14 protein-coding genes are annotated in these 16,171 nt (G+C 61.5%); 10 read left to right on the top strand and 4 right to left on the bottom strand.

All coding sequences use genetic code 11. The annotated features are described in order from the left end of the window. Window positions 1-90: 90 nt before the first annotated feature. Window positions 91-1,587, bottom strand: coding sequence for a helix-turn-helix transcriptional regulator (locus tag F7R06_RS07460; RefSeq protein WP_090320704.1), 1,497 nt, complete (start codon window positions 1,585-1,587; stop codon window positions 91-93). A gap of 195 nt (window positions 1,588-1,782) precedes the next feature. Here F7R06_RS07460 and F7R06_RS07465 point away from each other — a divergent pair, with 195 nt between their 5' ends. Both F7R06_RS07465 and F7R06_RS07470 read left to right on the top strand, forming a co-directional pair. After that, window positions 1,783-2,217, top strand: a complete 435-nt coding sequence (locus F7R06_RS07465) for a YeeE/YedE family protein (protein WP_090320701.1) — start codon at window positions 1,783-1,785, stop codon at window positions 2,215-2,217. A 2-nt stretch (window positions 2,218-2,219) separates the two neighbouring features. After that, the gene (locus F7R06_RS07470) at window positions 2,220-2,633 is read left to right on the top strand and encodes a DUF6691 family protein (RefSeq protein WP_090327284.1); all 414 of its coding nucleotides are present in this window, start codon (window positions 2,220-2,222) and stop codon (window positions 2,631-2,633) included. A 65-nt stretch (window positions 2,634-2,698) separates the two neighbouring features. Here F7R06_RS07470 and F7R06_RS07475 read toward each other — a convergent pair whose 3' ends face one another. After that, complete coding sequence (locus F7R06_RS07475) at window positions 2,699-3,982, bottom strand: Zn-dependent hydrolase (RefSeq protein WP_090320698.1); 1,284 nt, start codon at window positions 3,980-3,982, stop codon at window positions 2,699-2,701. 142 nt (window positions 3,983-4,124) lie between these two features. Further along, window positions 4,125-5,609 carry an NCS1 family nucleobase:cation symporter-1 gene (locus tag F7R06_RS07480; protein WP_090320694.1) on the bottom strand — a complete coding sequence of 495 codons (1,485 nt, stop codon included), beginning with the start codon at window positions 5,607-5,609 and terminating at the stop codon, window positions 4,125-4,127. A gap of 545 nt (window positions 5,610-6,154) precedes the next feature. On the opposite strand from F7R06_RS07480, the gene hydA reads away from it, so the two are divergent. The 3 genes from hydA (at window position 6,155) to preA (ending at window position 10,440) form a co-directional block, all read left to right on the top strand. Next, entirely contained in the window at window positions 6,155-7,594 is a 1,440-nt protein-coding gene (hydA, locus tag F7R06_RS07485; RefSeq protein ID WP_090320691.1) for a dihydropyrimidinase, read from the top strand. A 203-nt stretch (window positions 7,595-7,797) separates the two neighbouring features. After that, entirely contained in the window at window positions 7,798-9,165 is a 1,368-nt protein-coding gene (locus tag F7R06_RS07490) for an NAD(P)-dependent oxidoreductase (protein ID WP_090320688.1), read from the top strand. Beyond that, window positions 9,166-10,440, top strand: coding sequence for an NAD-dependent dihydropyrimidine dehydrogenase subunit PreA (gene preA, locus F7R06_RS07495; protein ID WP_090320685.1), 1,275 nt, complete (start codon window positions 9,166-9,168; stop codon window positions 10,438-10,440). A gap of 226 nt (window positions 10,441-10,666) precedes the next feature. Here preA and F7R06_RS07500 read toward each other — a convergent pair whose 3' ends face one another. Next, the gene (locus F7R06_RS07500; protein WP_090320682.1) at window positions 10,667-11,287 is read right to left on the bottom strand and encodes a TetR/AcrR family transcriptional regulator; all 621 of its coding nucleotides are present in this window, start codon (window positions 11,285-11,287) and stop codon (window positions 10,667-10,669) included. Between the two features lie 140 nt (window positions 11,288-11,427). On the opposite strand from F7R06_RS07500, the gene copC reads away from it, so the two are divergent. From copC to F7R06_RS07525, 5 genes are all read left to right on the top strand, one after another. Beyond that, window positions 11,428-11,793 carry a copper homeostasis periplasmic binding protein CopC gene (gene copC / locus F7R06_RS07505; RefSeq protein WP_090320679.1) on the top strand — a complete coding sequence of 122 codons (366 nt, stop codon included), beginning with the start codon at window positions 11,428-11,430 and terminating at the stop codon, window positions 11,791-11,793. Between the two features lie 3 nt (window positions 11,794-11,796). Further along, window positions 11,797-12,654, top strand: coding sequence for a copper homeostasis membrane protein CopD (gene copD, locus F7R06_RS07510; RefSeq protein WP_090320676.1), 858 nt, complete (start codon window positions 11,797-11,799; stop codon window positions 12,652-12,654). A gap of 237 nt (window positions 12,655-12,891) precedes the next feature. Beyond that, complete coding sequence (locus F7R06_RS07515) at window positions 12,892-14,187, top strand: OprD family porin (RefSeq protein ID WP_090320674.1); 1,296 nt, start codon at window positions 12,892-12,894, stop codon at window positions 14,185-14,187. A 194-nt stretch (window positions 14,188-14,381) separates the two neighbouring features. Next, on the top strand, window positions 14,382-15,206 hold the full coding sequence (locus F7R06_RS07520) for an NAD-dependent epimerase/dehydratase family protein (protein ID WP_090320672.1): 825 nt from the start codon (window positions 14,382-14,384) through the stop codon (window positions 15,204-15,206). A 55-nt stretch (window positions 15,207-15,261) separates the two neighbouring features. After that, window positions 15,262-16,149 (top strand): SMP-30/gluconolactonase/LRE family protein, encoded by an 888-nt coding sequence (locus tag F7R06_RS07525; protein ID WP_090320669.1) that lies wholly within the window; start codon window positions 15,262-15,264, stop codon window positions 16,147-16,149. The last annotated feature ends 22 nt before the right edge of the window (window positions 16,150-16,171 follow it).

A 16,171-nucleotide genomic window follows, 5' to 3' on the forward strand; every position in this document is an offset into this window, starting at 1 on the left:
CGAAATAGTCATTCGCACGCGATCAGCCTAAGGCTTGCCACTTGTACGCCAGAACGTGAATTTGCACCTTGCCGACTAGTGCATTTGCACCTACCGCTGACCCTTTTGCCTCCATGCACTGGAAAACAACCCACGCTCGCGAGCCCAGACAATCGCCTCGCTACGACTGTGCACATCGAGCTTGGAATACACCGTTGCCACATGATTGCGTACCGTGTTCGGTGCCAGCTTCAGGCGCGCGGCGATTTCCTTGTCGGCCAGGCCTTCGCAGATCAGTTCCAGCACATCGCGCTCCCTGGCCGTCAGGTCAGTGAAAGACACGCTGGGCAATTGCGGCGAGTTGACATGTTTCACGTTGGCGAGCTTTTCGATCAGCGTGCGACTGAACCAGGAGGCATCTTTCATCACCTCTTCAATGGCCGTCACCAGTTCCAGCTCGGTGCGCTTGCGCTCGGTGATATCCATCAACACCAGCAGGTAGCAAGCGCTGTCCTGAATGTTCACGGTGTCGGCGGAAACCGCGCAATCCATCAGTTGGGTGTCTTTTTTTCGCACGCGAACATCGACACGATCCAGACGCCCGGTTTTCTCCAGGGCGCTGAACAGCTTTGTCCGCGCGCCTTTGTCATAGATGAAATCGATTTCGGCGATGGTCCTGCCCTGCACTTCCTCGCGGGGATATGCAAGGGTCTCGAGGAACGCCTCGTTCACATCCATCACCACCTGATCGCTGGCGCTGCACACCAGGATCGGCACCGGCGTCAGGCCAAAGGCCTTGGCGAAGCGCTCCTCGCTCTGGCGCAGGGCAACTTCCGCCTTGCGCCGCGGCTCCACGTCGACGAAGGAAAACAGCATGCAGGGCTCGTCGTTGAGCTCGAGCGGCTGGCCGGCGACGATCACCTGCTTGCTTGCCCCATCGGCCACGCGCAGTTCGGCCTGCATTTGCGGAATGGTCGCGCCTTCGCGCAAACGCTGCTTGGCCAGATCCTTGTTCTGCGCCTGATCCAGCACGTCCAGTTCATAGGTGGAGCTGCCGATCACCTGATCACGGGCATAACCGGTCATTTCGAGGAAGCCGGGATTGACCTTGATGTAGCGCAGATCACTGAGCCGGCAGATCACCGCCGGCGCCGGGTTGGCGGCGAAGGTTTTCTCGAAGCGTTGCTCGGCACTGGCCCACTCGGTGACATCGTCCATGATCAGCACCAACGACTCCGGCTCACCATGGCTGTCGGTGACCACCAGGCTGCGCACCTTGTGCACCCAGGTGCGTTCTTCGTCATCAATCGGGGTCAGTTCCACCAGCACATCGCTGAAGGTCTCGCCACGGGCAACACGGCTGATCGGGTAACTGGCCACCGGCACCGGGTGATTGTTGCGATAACGCAAGGCAAAGCGTCGGGCGTACTCCTTGGCGTTCGCCCCCAGATCACCGATCCGTTCGATGCCGTGCATGGCCAACGCTGCGTCATTGGCCCAGACAATGGCCTGGTCGAGATCGAGCAGAATCACCCCGTCGGACAGGCCGGTGATGATCTGCTGCAACTGGCGGCGGCTGGTTTCTGTGGTCAGGACGTCTTGGCTCATTGCATCTCCCTACGTACGACGGAGCGATTGCGCTCCTGTGAAAAGTACGACCGCCGGGGCCTGCAATCGTGCGAAGTTCCTGCGGGCCTGCGGCAAGGAAACTGTGGAGTGCGAGCTTGTCTCAGATAGCGTGTTCGTCCTTAACAGAACAGAATGAGTGGTGTAATGCGCCTTTCACCCTTCAGGAGCGTCGCCATGATGTTTGACTCGCTTCACTTCACGCCGTTTTCCGCCCTGGCCGGAGGCGCGCTGATCGGCCTGGCCGCCAGCGTAATGGTTGTGGCCAACGGACGGATTGCCGGAATCAGCGGGTTGCTGGGCAGCCTGCTGGAGCGCAATGACTCGGCGTGGGGCGAAAAGGCCCTGTTCATACTCGGACTCTTGGCTGCGCCTGTGTTGTGGGCGTTGTTTCACGAGTGGCCGGCCATTGAATTCAAAACCGGGCCGCTGGGCCTGATCGTCGCCGGATTGTGCGTCGGCATCGGCACTCGATACGGTTCCGGCTGCACCAGCGGCCACGGCGTGTGCGGCATCTCGCGCCTGTCACCGCGCTCGATCGTCGCCACATTGAGCTTCATGTTCAGTGGTTTTGTGACGGTGTACATCCTGCGTCACGTGCTGGGGTTTTGATGATGCGCAAACTTAGCGCTTTTCTCGCCGGGCTCTTGTTCGGCATCGGCCTGTTACTGGCCGGCATGGCCAATCCGGCCAAAGTGCTGGGCTTTCTGGACATTGTCGGGACCTGGGACCCTTCCCTGGCGCTGGTCATGTTCGGCGCGATTGCCGTTGCCTGGGCACCCTTTCATTGGGCCATGAAGCAATCGACGTCCTGGCTCGGAGCCCCCATGCAGTTGCCGGTCAGCCGCGAGCTGGACCGACGCTTGATCGGCGGCAGCCTGTTGTTCGGCGTCGGCTGGGGCATTGCGGGTATCTGTCCGGGCCCGGCATTGGTGTTACTGCCGACGGGGCATTGGCAGGCGTGGGTCTTCATGATCGCCATGCTGACCGGGATGCTGATTTTCAGAGCGCGACAAGCACGCCGTTGAGTCCCCCATGATTCGAGATCGCAGCCCTCGGCGGTGTTCAGCCGATGGCTGCGACCTCCTGCACCTCAAGCCGCCAATTGCCCACTGGCGATCGCCGCCGACGCCGCCAGCATGGCCCGCAACAACACCGCACAACCGGCCGCCAGGTCATCCGGCGCGGCGTTTTCGATTTCGTTGTGGCTGATACCCCCTTCGCAAGGTACGAAGATCATGCCGGCAGGTCCGAGTTCGGCGAGGAAGATCGCGTCGTGCCCTGCTCCGCTGACGATGTCCATGTGCGACAGGCCCAATCCTTGCGCCGCACCGCGTACCGCTTCTACGCACCCCTTGTCGAAGTACAGCGGCGGAAAGTCGGCGGTCGGGGTGAGTTCGTAGGTCAGGCCGTGTTCTTCGCACGTGGTTTCGATGACTTCACGGACTTCGGCGATCATCGAGTCCAGCCGCGCCGGTTCCAGATGGCGGAAGTCCAGGGTCATGCGCACTTCGCCGGGAATGACGTTGCGTGAACCGGGATAGGCTTGCAGGCAACCGACCGTGCCGCAGGCATGGGGTTGATGGCCGAGGGCCGCGCGATTCACCGCGCCGACGATTACCGAGGCGCCGACCAGGGCGTCCTTGCGCAGGTGCATCGGCGTCGGGCCGGCATGGGCTTCGACACCGCGCAGTTTGAGGTCGAACCATTTCTGCCCGAGGGCGCCCATGACCACGCCAATGGTCTTGCGCTCGTCCTCTAGTATCGGGCCTTGCTCGATGTGTGCTTCGAAATAGGCGCCCACCGCGTGACCGCTGACCGCGCGCGGTCCGGCGTAACCAATGGCGTTCAACGCCTCGCCCACGGTGACGCCCTCGGCATCGACCTTGGCCAGGGTTTCCTCAAGGGTGAATTTTTCCGCGAACACGCCGGAGCCCATCATGCACGGGGCGAAACGCGAGCCTTCTTCGTTGGTCCAGACCACCACTTCCAGCGGCGCTTCGGTTTCCACGCTCAGGTCATTGAGGGTGCGCAGTACTTCGACCCCGGCCAGCACGCCGAAGCAGCCGTCGAATTTGCCGCCGGTGGGCTGGGTGTCGATGTGGCTGCCGGTCATCACCGGCGGCAGGTTCGGGTTGCGCCCGGGTCGTCGCGCGAAGATGTTGCCGACGGCGTCGATGCTGACGGTGCAGCCCGCCTCTTCACACCACTTGACGAACATATCCCGGGCCTGGCGATCGAGGTCGGTCAGGGCCAGGCGACAGACACCGCCCTTGACCGTGGCGCCGAGCCTGGCCAGCTCCATGAGCGACTGCCACAGACGGTCGCGGTTGATGTGCTGGTGGGTGGACTGCAGAACGTCTACAGCAGCGTTCATGGTGATCTCCTCAGGCAATTCTTATGGTTTCTGTCAGGCATTTCGTCGGTGTATTTGAGGCCGTCATCGCGAGCAGGCTCGCTCCCACAGGGGTAACGCGTACCCAATGTGGGAGCGAGCCTGCTCGCGATAGGGCCAGCCGCTACACCGCCGATTTCACGGCAGACGGCTGCGCCCGCATCGAGCACAACCCGTAGTAAATCAACCCGCCCAGGGCCGAGCCGGTGAACCAGCCGTAGCTGTAGAACCAGCTGAAGGCATCGCTGCCCAACGACAGCAGCGTCAGCACCACCGGCACCCCGAACGCCAGGAACCCGCTCCAGTTCCAGGCCGGATACACGTCGTCGCGGTACAGGCCGGCGAGGTCCAGTTGCTGTTTCTTGATCAGGAAATAATCCACCACCATGATCCCGGCAATCGGCCCCAGCAGGCTGGAGTAACCCAGCAACCAGTTGGAATAGACGGTTTCCAGGCTCACGTCAGAAACGATCAGGCCGAGCTTTTTCAGCAGTTCATGGGCCATCAGCGCCAGGCCGACAAACCCGGTCAGCAGCACGGCCTTGGTGCGGTTGATGACCTTGGGCGCGATGTTCTGGAAGTCGTTGGTCGGCGAAACGATGTTGGCCGCGGTGTTGGTGGACAAGGTGGCGATGATGATCAGCGCCATGGCCACCGCGACCCAGACCGGGCTCTGGATATGGCCGATCAGCGTCACCGGATCGGAGACGGTCACGCCCACCAGTTTGACCGACGCGGCGGTCATCACCACGCCCAGCGAGGCGAACAGGAACATGGTCAGCGGCAAACCGATGATCTGCCCGACGATCTGGTCCTTCTGGCTTTTCGCGTAGCGGCTGAAGTCCGGGATGTTCAGCGACAGCGTGGCCCAGAAACCGACCATCGCGGTCAATCCGGCGGCGAAATAACTGACCACGCTGGCGCCCTCTGGACGCTTGGCCGGAATTGCCAGCAGTTCCGTCATCGACACATTGGGCATCGCCCACACCAGTAGCCCTGCGCCTACCGCCACCAGCAACGGTGCAGACAGGGTTTCCAGCCATTTGATCGACTCGGCGCCACGAATCACCACCCACAGGTTCAGCGCCCAGAACATCATGAAGCCAATGACTTCGCCGGTACCGCCCAGGGATTTCCAGCCGTCGAACACCGAGCCCAGGAACAGATGAATCGCCAAGCCACCGAACATGGTCTGGATGCCAAACCAGCCGCAGGCCACCAGGGCGCGGATCAGACACGGAATGTTGGAACCGAGGACGCCGAAGGACGAGCGCAGCAACACCGGAAACGGGATGCCGTACTTGGTGCCGGGAAAGGCGTTCAGGGTCAGCGGGATCAACACGATGATGTTGGCGAACAGGATCGCCAGCAGCGCTTCGCCGACGGTCAGGCCGAAGTACGCGGTCAGCACGCCGCCCAGGGTGTAGGTCGGCACGCAAATCGACATGCCGACCCACAAGGCCGTGATGTGCCATTTGTTCCAGGTTCGTTCGCGCACCTTGGTCGGTGCCATGTCGTGGTTGTATCGGGGACTGTCGAGGACGTCGCTGCCGGCCTCCAACTCAAACAAGCCGTCGCGCTCGGTCACTTGCGATCTGATCTGTTGCATGGCCGCTCCATTGTTGTTTTGTTTTGCTCATCGGGGCTGGCGACTTCAATAAACGTGCCGCGTACCCCGCTTGCGCATCGGGCAGTTCCATAAACATTTTGTAAGCAACTGATGTTTATCAGTTTTATTTATTCAACCCTTCGGTCTTCGCTGACGTGCCGGACCATTCAAGGCAAATGCCAGGCAAGTTGTCCAAACAGTCAGGACTCAATCTGGTGCGCGAATCTTTTTTTAAACGTTGAGCGTCAACCATAGACCATCGTCAAACAGCTGATTTCACATAGGAAATCTTGACCATATTTCTATCCTGTCAAGTGCGTCAAAATGGTGAGAGGCCTCACCATTTTGGTGAATTTCATTTTTTATACTTATATATCAACTACTTAAAGCAGTTATAAGCTTATAAAAATTATTCTTGCCGATTCCCATAACACCAGCTAGCGTTTATTCCTGACAGCGATGACAGGAATACACCTGTTGCAACTCGCTTCATATAAAAACATTTAGAGCCGGCACCAGCCGGTCATGCCTGCGAGGAACTCGGAATGTCTCTGTTGATCCGTGGCGCCACTGTTATTACCCATGATGAAAGTTATCGCGCCGATGTGTATTGCGCAGACGGCGTGATCAAGGCCATCGGCGAAGACCTCGAGGCGCCCACAGGTGCCGAAATACTCGACGGCAGCGGCCAGTACCTGATGCCGGGCGGCATCGATCCGCACACCCACATGCAACTGCCGTTCATGGGCACCGTGGCCAGCGAAGACTTTTACAGCGGCACGGCGGCCGGTCTGGCCGGCGGCACCACGTCGATCATCGACTTCGTGATTCCCAATCCCCAGCAGTCGCTGATGGAAGCGTTCCATCAGTGGCGTGGCTGGGCCGAGAAGTCAGCTTCCGATTACGGCTTCCACGTCGCCATCACCTGGTGGAGCGAGCAGGTCCGCGAAGAAATGGCCGAGCTGGTGATTCACCACGGGGTCAATAGCTTCAAGCATTTCATGGCCTACAAGAATGCGATCATGGCCGCCGACGACACCCTGGTGGCGAGTTTCGAACGCTGCCTGGAGCTCGGCGCGGTGCCCACCGTGCACGCGGAAAACGGTGAGCTGGTCTATCACCTGCAACGCAAGCTGATGGCCCAAGGCATGACCGGGCCGGAGGCGCACCCCTTGTCGCGCCCTTCACAAGTGGAAGGCGAAGCGGCGAGCCGGGCGATCCGTATCGCCGAAACCCTCGGCACACCGTTGTACCTGGTGCACGTTTCGACCAAGGAAGCCCTCGACGAAATCACCTACGCCCGGGCCAAGGGCCAACCGGTGTACGGCGAAGTGCTGGCCGGGCACCTGTTGCTGGACGACAGCGTCTATCGACACCCGGACTGGCAGACCGCCGCCGGTTACGTGATGAGCCCGCCGTTCCGCCCTGTCGGCCATCAAGAAGCGCTCTGGCATGGCCTGCAAGCCGGCAACCTGCACACCACCGCCACTGATCACTGCTGTTTCTGCGCCGAGCAGAAAGCCGCCGGCAAGGACGATTTCAGCAAGATCCCCAATGGCACCGCCGGCATCGAAGACCGCATGGCCGTGCTTTGGGACGAAGGCGTTAACACCGGGCGTTTGTCGATGCAGCACTTCGTCGCGCTGACCTCCACCAACACCGCGAAAATCTTCAACCTCTACCCACGCAAAGGTGCGATCCGCGTCGGCGCCGATGCCGACCTGGTGCTGTGGGACCCACAAGGGACGCGCACGATTTCGGCGAAGACCCACCATCAGCAAGTCGACTTCAACATCTTCGAAGGCAAGACCGTTCGCGGCGTGCCCAGCCACACCATCAGCCAGGGCCGGGTCGTCTGGGCCGACGGCGACCTGCGGGCCGAGCGCGGCGCCGGGCGGTATATCGAACGGCCAGCGTATCCAGCGGTGTTTGACTTGCTGAGCAAGCGGGCTGAGTTGAATCAGCCGGTTGCCGTGAAACGCTGACCACCCCTGTGGCGAGGGAGCTTGCTCCCGCTGGGTGGCGAAGCCGCCCCAACCCTGTCGCCCCGGAACTCCTGACACTCCGGTTCGACTGGGTTTCAGGCCTGCTGCGCAGGCCAGCGGGAGCAAGCTCCCTCGCCACAGGGCAATGCACAAAAACAATGCCCATTTAGAGGCAGCACCTCCATCACCGTGAGGCCAATACCGTGATCAAGACCCTGACCCACCTCCCGCATCCCGTTGAGCATGCGGCCGTTCTCGCCAGCCATTTCACCGATCTGGCGCCCCCGCTCAACGCCCGACAGGCTCACCTCGAAGCCTCGCGCTGTCTGTATTGCTACGACGCGCCATGCGTGAATGCCTGCCCGAGCGAAATCGATATTCCGTCGTTCATCCGCAATATCCATCAGGACAACGTGCAGGGCGCGGCGCAGAAAATCCTCTCGGCCAACATCCTCGGCGGCAGTTGCGCCCGGGTCTGCCCCACCGAGATCCTCTGCCAGCAAGCCTGCGTGCGCAACAACGCTCAGGAGTGCGCACCGGTGCTGATCGGCCTGCTACAGCGCTACGCCGTGGACAACGCGCACTTCAGCGAACACCCCTTCCCCCGCGCCGCCGCCACCGGCAAACGCATCGCCGTGGTCGGTGCCGGGCCGGCCGGTTTGTCCTGCGCCCATCGCAGTGCCATGCACGGCCATGACGTGGTGATTTTCGAAGCCAGGGAAAAGGCCGGCGGTCTCAATGAATACGGGATCGCCAAGTACAAACTGGTGGACGACTACGCGCAGAAGGAACTGGAGTTCCTGCTGCAGATCGGCGGCATCGAGATCCGCCACGGGCAAAAACTTGGCGAGAACCTGAGCCTGACCGAACTGCATCAGCAATTCGATGCGGTGTTCCTCGGCCTGGGCCTGGCGGCGAGCAAGCAATTGGGGTTGGCCCATGAGGACGCGCCAGGCCTGCTGGCCGCCACCGACTACATCCGCGAACTGCGCCAGAGCGATGACCTGAGCCAACTACCACTGGCCGACCGCTGTATCGTGCTCGGCGCCGGCAATACCGCCATCGACATGGCCGTACAGATGGCACGCCTGGGCGCCCATGACGTCAATCTGGTGTATCGCCGTGGTGCCGAGGACATGGGCGCCACCCACCACGAACAGGACATCGCCAAGGCCAATCAGGTGCGCCTGATGACCTGGGCACAACCCGAAGAGGTCCTGCTCGATGCTCAGGGTCGTGTGCGCGGCATGCGATTCGCGCGCACGCACCTGGTCGAAGGTCGTCTGCAAACCACCGGCGAAACCTTTGAACTGGCCGCCGACGCCATCTTCAAAGCCATCGGCCAGGCCTTCGACAGCAGCGCCCTCGCCGACCCGCTGGCCCGTGAACTCAAGCGCCAGGGGGATCGCATCGAGGTCGATGAACAGCTGCGCACCAGCGTCCCCGGCATATATGCCGGCGGCGATTGCACCAGCCTCGACCAGGACCTCACCGTGCAGGCGGTGCAGCACGGCAAACGGGCCGCCGAGGCCATCAACGCTCAACTGATGCTCAACGTGGAGGCTGCGTAAATGGCCGATCTCTCGATTGTCTTCGCCGGCATCAAAAGCCCCAACCCGTTCTGGCTGGCCTCCGCGCCGCCCACCGACAAGGCCTACAACGTGGTCCGCGCCTTCGAGGCCGGCTGGGGTGGCGTGGTCTGGAAAACCCTGGGTGAAGACCCGGCGGCGGTCAACGTATCGTCGCGCTACTCGGCGCACTTCGGAGCGAACCGCGAAGTGCTGGGCTTCAACAACATCGAACTGATCACCGATCGCTCCCTGGAGATCAACCTGCGGGAAATCACCCAGGTCAAAAAGGACTGGCCGGACCGGGCGCTCATCGTGTCGTTGATGGTGCCCTGCGTCGAAGAATCGTGGAAACACATCCTGCCCCTGGTGGAAGCCACCGGCGCCGACGGCATCGAACTGAACTTCGGTTGTCCGCACGGCATGCCGGAACGCGGCATGGGCGCGGCGGTCGGCCAGGTGCCGGAATACGTCGAACAGGTCACCCGCTGGTGCAAGACCTATTGCTCGCTGCCAGTGATCGTCAAGCTGACGCCGAACATCACCGACATCCGCGTCGCGGCCCGCGCGGCGCACCGTGGCGGCGCGGATGCGGTGTCGCTGATCAACACCATCAACTCGATCACCAGCGTCAATCTGGAGCGCATGGTCGCCAACCCCATGGTCGGCAACCAGAGCACCCACGGCGGCTATTGCGGCTCGGCGGTCAAGCCGATTGCCTTGAACATGGTCGCCGAAATCGCCCGCGATCCACAGACCCGCGACCTGCCCATCAGCGGCATCGGCGGCATTGGCAACTGGCGCGATGCGGCGGAATTCTTGGCCCTGGGCAGCGGTTCGGTGCAGGTGTGCACGGCGGCCATGCTGCATGGCTTCCGAATCGTCGAGGAGATGAAGGACGGCTTGTCGCGCTGGATGGACAGTCAGGGTTACGCGAGCATTTCAGAATTCTCCGGGCGCGCGGTGGGCAATACCACGGACTGGAAGTACCTGGACATCAACTATCAGGTGATCGCCAAAATCGACCAGGACGCCTGCATCGGTTGCGGTCGCTGCCACATCGCGTGCGAAGACACCTCGCACCAGGCGGTGGCCAGCCTCAAGCAGGCCGACGGCACGCACAAGTATCAAGTGATCGAGGATGAATGCGTGGGCTGCAACCTGTGCCAGATCACCTGCCCGGTGCAGGACTGCATCGAGATGGTGCCGGTGGAAAACGGCAAGCCGTTTCTGGACTGGAACCATGATCCGAGGAATCCGTATCACGTCAGTCCTTGAGATGGGCCGCGCCTGAAAAGACGCCATCGCGGGCAAGCCCGCTCCCACAGGGTCTCTGGTGTTCACAAGTTTTGTGTCGACTGAAGATCTACTGTGGGAGCAAACTTGCTCCGGGCGGCGTTCCGACGATGAGGCCACCAGCTTCGCGACAAAACTTACGGCTCCAACCGCTCAAACTGTGGGAGCTGGCTCGCCAGCGATGAGGCCACCAGCTTCGCCACAAAACTTACGGCTCCAACCCGATCCCGCGCAAAATCACACTGGTCACGGTCTGTATCGCCCGTTCGAACTGCATGTCCGACAGCGGCTGATGGTCGTTGAGGATGTTCACCTGGTGGTCGAAGTCGGCGTAATGCTGGGTCGAGGCCCAGATCATGTACAGCAGGCTCGAAGGCTCCACCGGCAGGATGCGCTTGTCGTCCACCCACTGGCGGATTTTCGCTTCTTTCATCTTGGCCCAGTCGTACAGGCTCGCATCCAGTGCCACGCCCAGGGTCGGGGCGCCGTGGATGATTTCGTTGGCCCAGACTTTCGAACCGTACGGACGGCTGCGGGAGTGGTTCATCTTGGCGCGGATGTAGCTGCTGAGCACCACGCGCGGGTCATCGAACATCTCGAAGCACAGCGCATCCTGCTTCCAGACTTCCAGCAAGTCGAACAGCACGGCGCTGTACAATTCGGTCTTGGTGCTGAAGTAGTAATGCAGGTTGGAGCGCGGCAGTTGCACCTCGGCGGCGATGTCGGCCATGGCGGTGCTGCCGAAGCCTTTCTCGGCGAAGACCTTCTCGGCCCCCAGCAGAATTTTCTCGACGTTACTGCGACGAATCTCAATCTTGTGATTGCCCATGAGGGCTCCCTGACAACAGCGTTAAACAAGACTAGCATCCGCTCTACCTCGCGGCGACAGGGTAAAACCAAACTTCGTACAACAGGCCTCTGGCGGCTAAACTGACGCCCATTTCGCAACTGACTGACAGGAACCCGACAATGCTGCTCAAAAAAGCCCTCACCACCGCCGCCCTGCTCGGCTCGCTGCTGGCCGCCTCCTCGGTATTTGCCCACGCCCATCTGAAAAGTGAGACACCGGCCGCCAACAGCACCGTGAGCGCACCGACAGAACTGCGCCTGATGTTTTCCGAAGGCGTTGAAGCGGCCTTCACCAAAGTCACGATCAGCAAGGACGGGGCCTCTGTTGCGGTGAAAAGCCTGGCCACCGAAGGCAGCGACAAGAAGACCCTGGTGGTCACACCCGCTGCGCCGTTGAGCGCTGGTGCCTATACAGTCGAATGGCATGCCGTGTCGGTCGATACCCATAAAAGCGAAGGCACCTACAGCTTCAAGGTTGGCCAGTAATACATGGCGAGCGCGCTGGTGCTGTGCCGCTTCCTGCATTTCACCGTGGTACTGATGCTGTTCGGCGCCTGGGTATACAAGCCTCTGTTGCTGCGCCGTGAGAGCCCCCTTGATCGGGCGCTCACACGCATCAGTTGCTGGCTGGCGGGATTGGCGCTGGTCAGCGGCGTCTGTTGGCTGCTGCTGATCACCTCCAGCATGGCCGGTGCCTGGGACGCCGCGTTCGAGCCCTCGACCTTGCGCCTGGTGCTGGGCAGCACGTTCTTTGGCCAGGTCTGGAGCTGGCACTTGCTGCTCAACGGCGTGTTGCTGGCATTGCTGCTAAGCCCGCTGCGCAGCCACCTTCCCTTGCGCCTGGCCCTCGGCGCTTCGCTGCTGGCGACCCTCGCGCCGGTCGGCCACGGCGCCATGCTTGATGGCGCCGAAGGCCGATGGCTGATGCTCAATCAACTGGTGCACCTGGCCTGCGTCGGCATCTGGCTCGGCGGCCTTATGCTGCTGGTCATGATCCTGCGCCGCCCTGCCGGGCATGACATCCGGACGCTGTTGCAGCGATTCAGTGGTGTCGGTTACATCGTGGTGGCGGGATTGCTGATCACCGGGCTGATCAACGTACGGGTCCTGACCGGCGCCTTCTGGCCGACGCCGTTGCTGTCCGGGTTTGCCCTGATCCTGTTGATCAAGGTCAGCCTGATCACCGCGATGCTCGGTCTGGCGTTGTTCAACCGTCTGCGGATCAAGGACTGCGAACAGCGCCTGTCGGCATTGCGTAAAAGTGTGATTGCCGAATGGTTGCTGGGCATTGGTGCGGTGGCGGCGGTTTCGCTGCTGGGTACCCTGCCGCCCATGATTGCCGGCTGACAACCCAAACTCCTGTGGGAGCTGGCTTGCCAGCGAAGGCGTCGTCACATTCAACATCACTGTCAACTGACTCACCGCCATCGCGAGCACGCTCGCTCCCACATAAACATTCCGCACCCTCCATGTCATCGTACAACTTCCGATTGACAACACTGAAACGTCGCGTAAATAATCGCCTCCAATGTTGTACGACAACGTATAACAATTATAAAAACAAAAAAGAACTGGAGTGTTACAGTGAGCAAGCCCGCCCGCAATTCGTCCCCCCGTGCCCCACGTCCACCCTTCGCCCGCCGTCATGCCCTGAGCCTGATCGGTTGCAGCAGCCTGGCCATCGCCCTGCCCATGACCAGTCATGCCGAAGGTTTCGCCGATGACGCCAAAGCCACGCTGAACCTGCGCAACGCCTACTTCAACCGCAACTACACCAACCCGGCCTACCCCCAGGGCAAGGCTGAGGAATGGACCCAGAACTTCATCCTCGACGCCAAATCCGGATTCACCCAGGGCCCGGTCGGCTTCGGTGTGGACGTGCTGGGCACGTTTTCGCAGAAGCTCGATGGCGGCAAGGGCACCGGCGGTACACAGTTGCTGCCACTGGACCACGACGGTCGCCCGGCCGACAACTTCGGCCGCCTGGGCGTGGCGCTCAAGGGCAAGATCTCGAAGACCGAAGTCAAGGTCGGTGAATGGATGCCGGTGCTGCCGATCCTGCGCTCGGACGACGGCCGCTCGCTGCCGCAAACCTTCCGTGGTGGTCAGATCACCTCCACTGAAATCAGCGGCCTGACGCTCTACGGCGGGCAGTTCCGCCAGAACAGCCCGCGTAATGATTCGAGCATGGAAAACATGTTCATGAACGGCAAAGCGGCGTTCACCTCTGATCGTTTCAACTTCGGTGGCGGCGAATATGCCTTCAACGACAAACGCACCCAGGTCGGCGTGTGGTACGCGGAACTGAGCGATATCTACCAACAGCAATACTTCAACCTGAGCCACAGCCAGCCCATTGGCGACTGGACCCTCGGCGCCAACCTCGGCTACTTCATCGGCAAGGAAGACGGCAGCGCCCTGGCCGGCGACCTCGATAACAAAACCGCGTTCGCCCTGCTCTCGGCCAAGTACGGTGGCAACACCTTCTATGTCGGCCTGCAGAAGCTCACGGGCGACGATGTCTGGATGCGCGTCAACGGCACCAGCGGCGGCACCCTGGCCAACGACAGTTACAATTCCAGTTATGACAATGCCAGGGAAAAATCCTGGCAAGTGCGTCATGACTACAACTTCGTGGCCCTGGGCGTGCCGGGCCTGACGATGATGAACCGCTACATCAGTGGCGATAACGTGCATACCGGGGCCATCACCGACGGCAAGGAGTGGGGTCGTGAATCGGAACTGGCCTACACGGTGCAAAGCGGTCCGCTGAAAAACCTCAATGTCAAATGGCGTAACGCGAGCATCCGCAAAAACTTCAGCACCAACGAGTTCGACGAAAACCGCCTCTTCATCAGCTATCCGATTTCGTTGTTGTAAGCCGGTTCGGCTGACACCGGTCTTGTGGCGAGGGCGCTTGTTGCCTCGCCACAGGCCGCCCGGAGAACCCAACCCTTCGTCAAATTCGACACAAGACGCGTTGACAAGAAACGGAAAGCCTTACGATACTGCCATTAGTCGTACGACAACTTACAACAAATTCAATAACCACCACTGCTTGTCCAGGACTCTCCATGACCACCACACCCCCTGCCCGCGCCCCTTTCAATCGCCTGCTGCTGACCGGTGCCGCCGGTGGCCTGGGCAAGGTCCTGCGCGAAAGCCTGCGCCCCTACGCCAATGTCATTCGCCTGTCGGACATCGCCGACATTGCGCCGGCCATCGATGACCGTGAAGAAGTCGTGCCGTGCGATCTGGCCGACAAGCACGCCGTGCATCAACTGGTCGAAGGCGTGGACGCGATCCTGCACTTCGGCGGCGTGTCCACCGAGCGCTCGTTCGAAGAGATCCTCGGCGCCAATATCTGCGGCGTGTTCCACATCTACGAAGCTGCGCGCCGTCACGGCGTGAAGCGCGTGATCTTCGCCAGTTCCAACCACGTGATCGGCTTCTACAAGCAAGACGAAGTCATCAACGCCCACTCCCCTCGCCGCCCGGACAGTTACTACGGCTTGTCCAAGTCCTACGGCGAAGACATGGCCACTTTCTACTTCGATCGCTATGGCATCGAGACCGTCAGCGTGCGCATTGGCTCCTCGTTCCCGGAACCGCAAAACCGCCGGATGATGAGCACCTGGCTGAGCTTCGGCGACCTGACCCAACTGCTCGAACGGGCGTTGTACACGCCGAATGTCGGCCACACCGTGGTCTATGGCGCGTCCGACAACAAGGACGTCTGGTGGGACAACCGTTATGCCACGGTCCTGGGCTATGCGCCGAACGACAGCTCCGAAGTGTTCCGCGAAAAGGTCGAAGCCCTGCCGATGCCAGCGGCCGATGATCCGACGCGGATCTACCAGGGCGGCGCGTTCTGCGTGGCCGGTCCGTTCGGCGACTGAACCGCCAGTGCTTACCGCGTGATCCCCACAACAAAAACCAAGGGAATGAGTGGCCATGCCAGCTGAATTGATTGTCGATGCGCGCAACGCCGTGGGCGAATGCCCGGTGTGGGTCGGCGCCGAAAACGCCCTGTACTGGGTCGATATCCCGGCCGGTGGCCTGCAACGCTGGAGCGCCGACACCGGCCATGTGTCGGCGTGGAAAACCCCGGAAATGCTCGCGTGCATTGCCCGTCACCCTGACGGCGGCTGGGTCGCCGGCATGGAGAGCGGCTTCTTCCAGTTGCGCCCGCACAACGACGGCAGCCTCGACAGCGACCCCCTGGCGGGCATCGATCACAGCCGCCCCGACATGCGCCTCAACGATGGTCGCTGTGACCGTCAGGGGCGGTTCTGGGCCGGCAGCATGGTGCTCGACATGGGTGCCAACGCCGCCGAGGGCCGGCTTTACCGCTACAGCGCCGGACAACGCGGACCGCTCGACGCCCAACTGAGCGGCTTCATCGTGCCCAACGGCCTGGGCTTCAGCCCGGACGGGCGCACGATGTACCTGTCCGACTCCCACCCCGCCGTCCAGCAGATCTGGGCCTTCGACTACGACATCGACAGCGGCACGCCGAGCAATCGCCGGCTGTTTGTCGACATGAATCACCACGCCGGGCGCCCCGATGGCGCCGCGGTCGATGCCGAGGGTGGCTACTGGATCTGTGCCAACGATGCCGGGCTGATTCACCGCTTTACCCCGGATGGGCGCCTGGACCGTTCCCTCGCCGTACCGGTGAAAAAACCGAGCATGTGTGCCTTCGGTGGCAGCCGCCTGGACACCTTGTTCGTCACTTCGATCCGCCCCGCAGACGACCACGACGAACGGTCACTGGCCGGTGGCGTGTTCGCCCTCAACCCCGGCGTAAAGGGTTTGCCGGAGCCACTTTTCAACGTCTGACCGCAACTGCTCGTGCTGCAAC

Origin of the sequence: Pseudomonas moorei (assembly GCF_008801475.1) — a bacterium.
Lineage (GTDB): Bacteria > Pseudomonadota > Gammaproteobacteria > Pseudomonadales > Pseudomonadaceae > Aquipseudomonas > Aquipseudomonas moorei.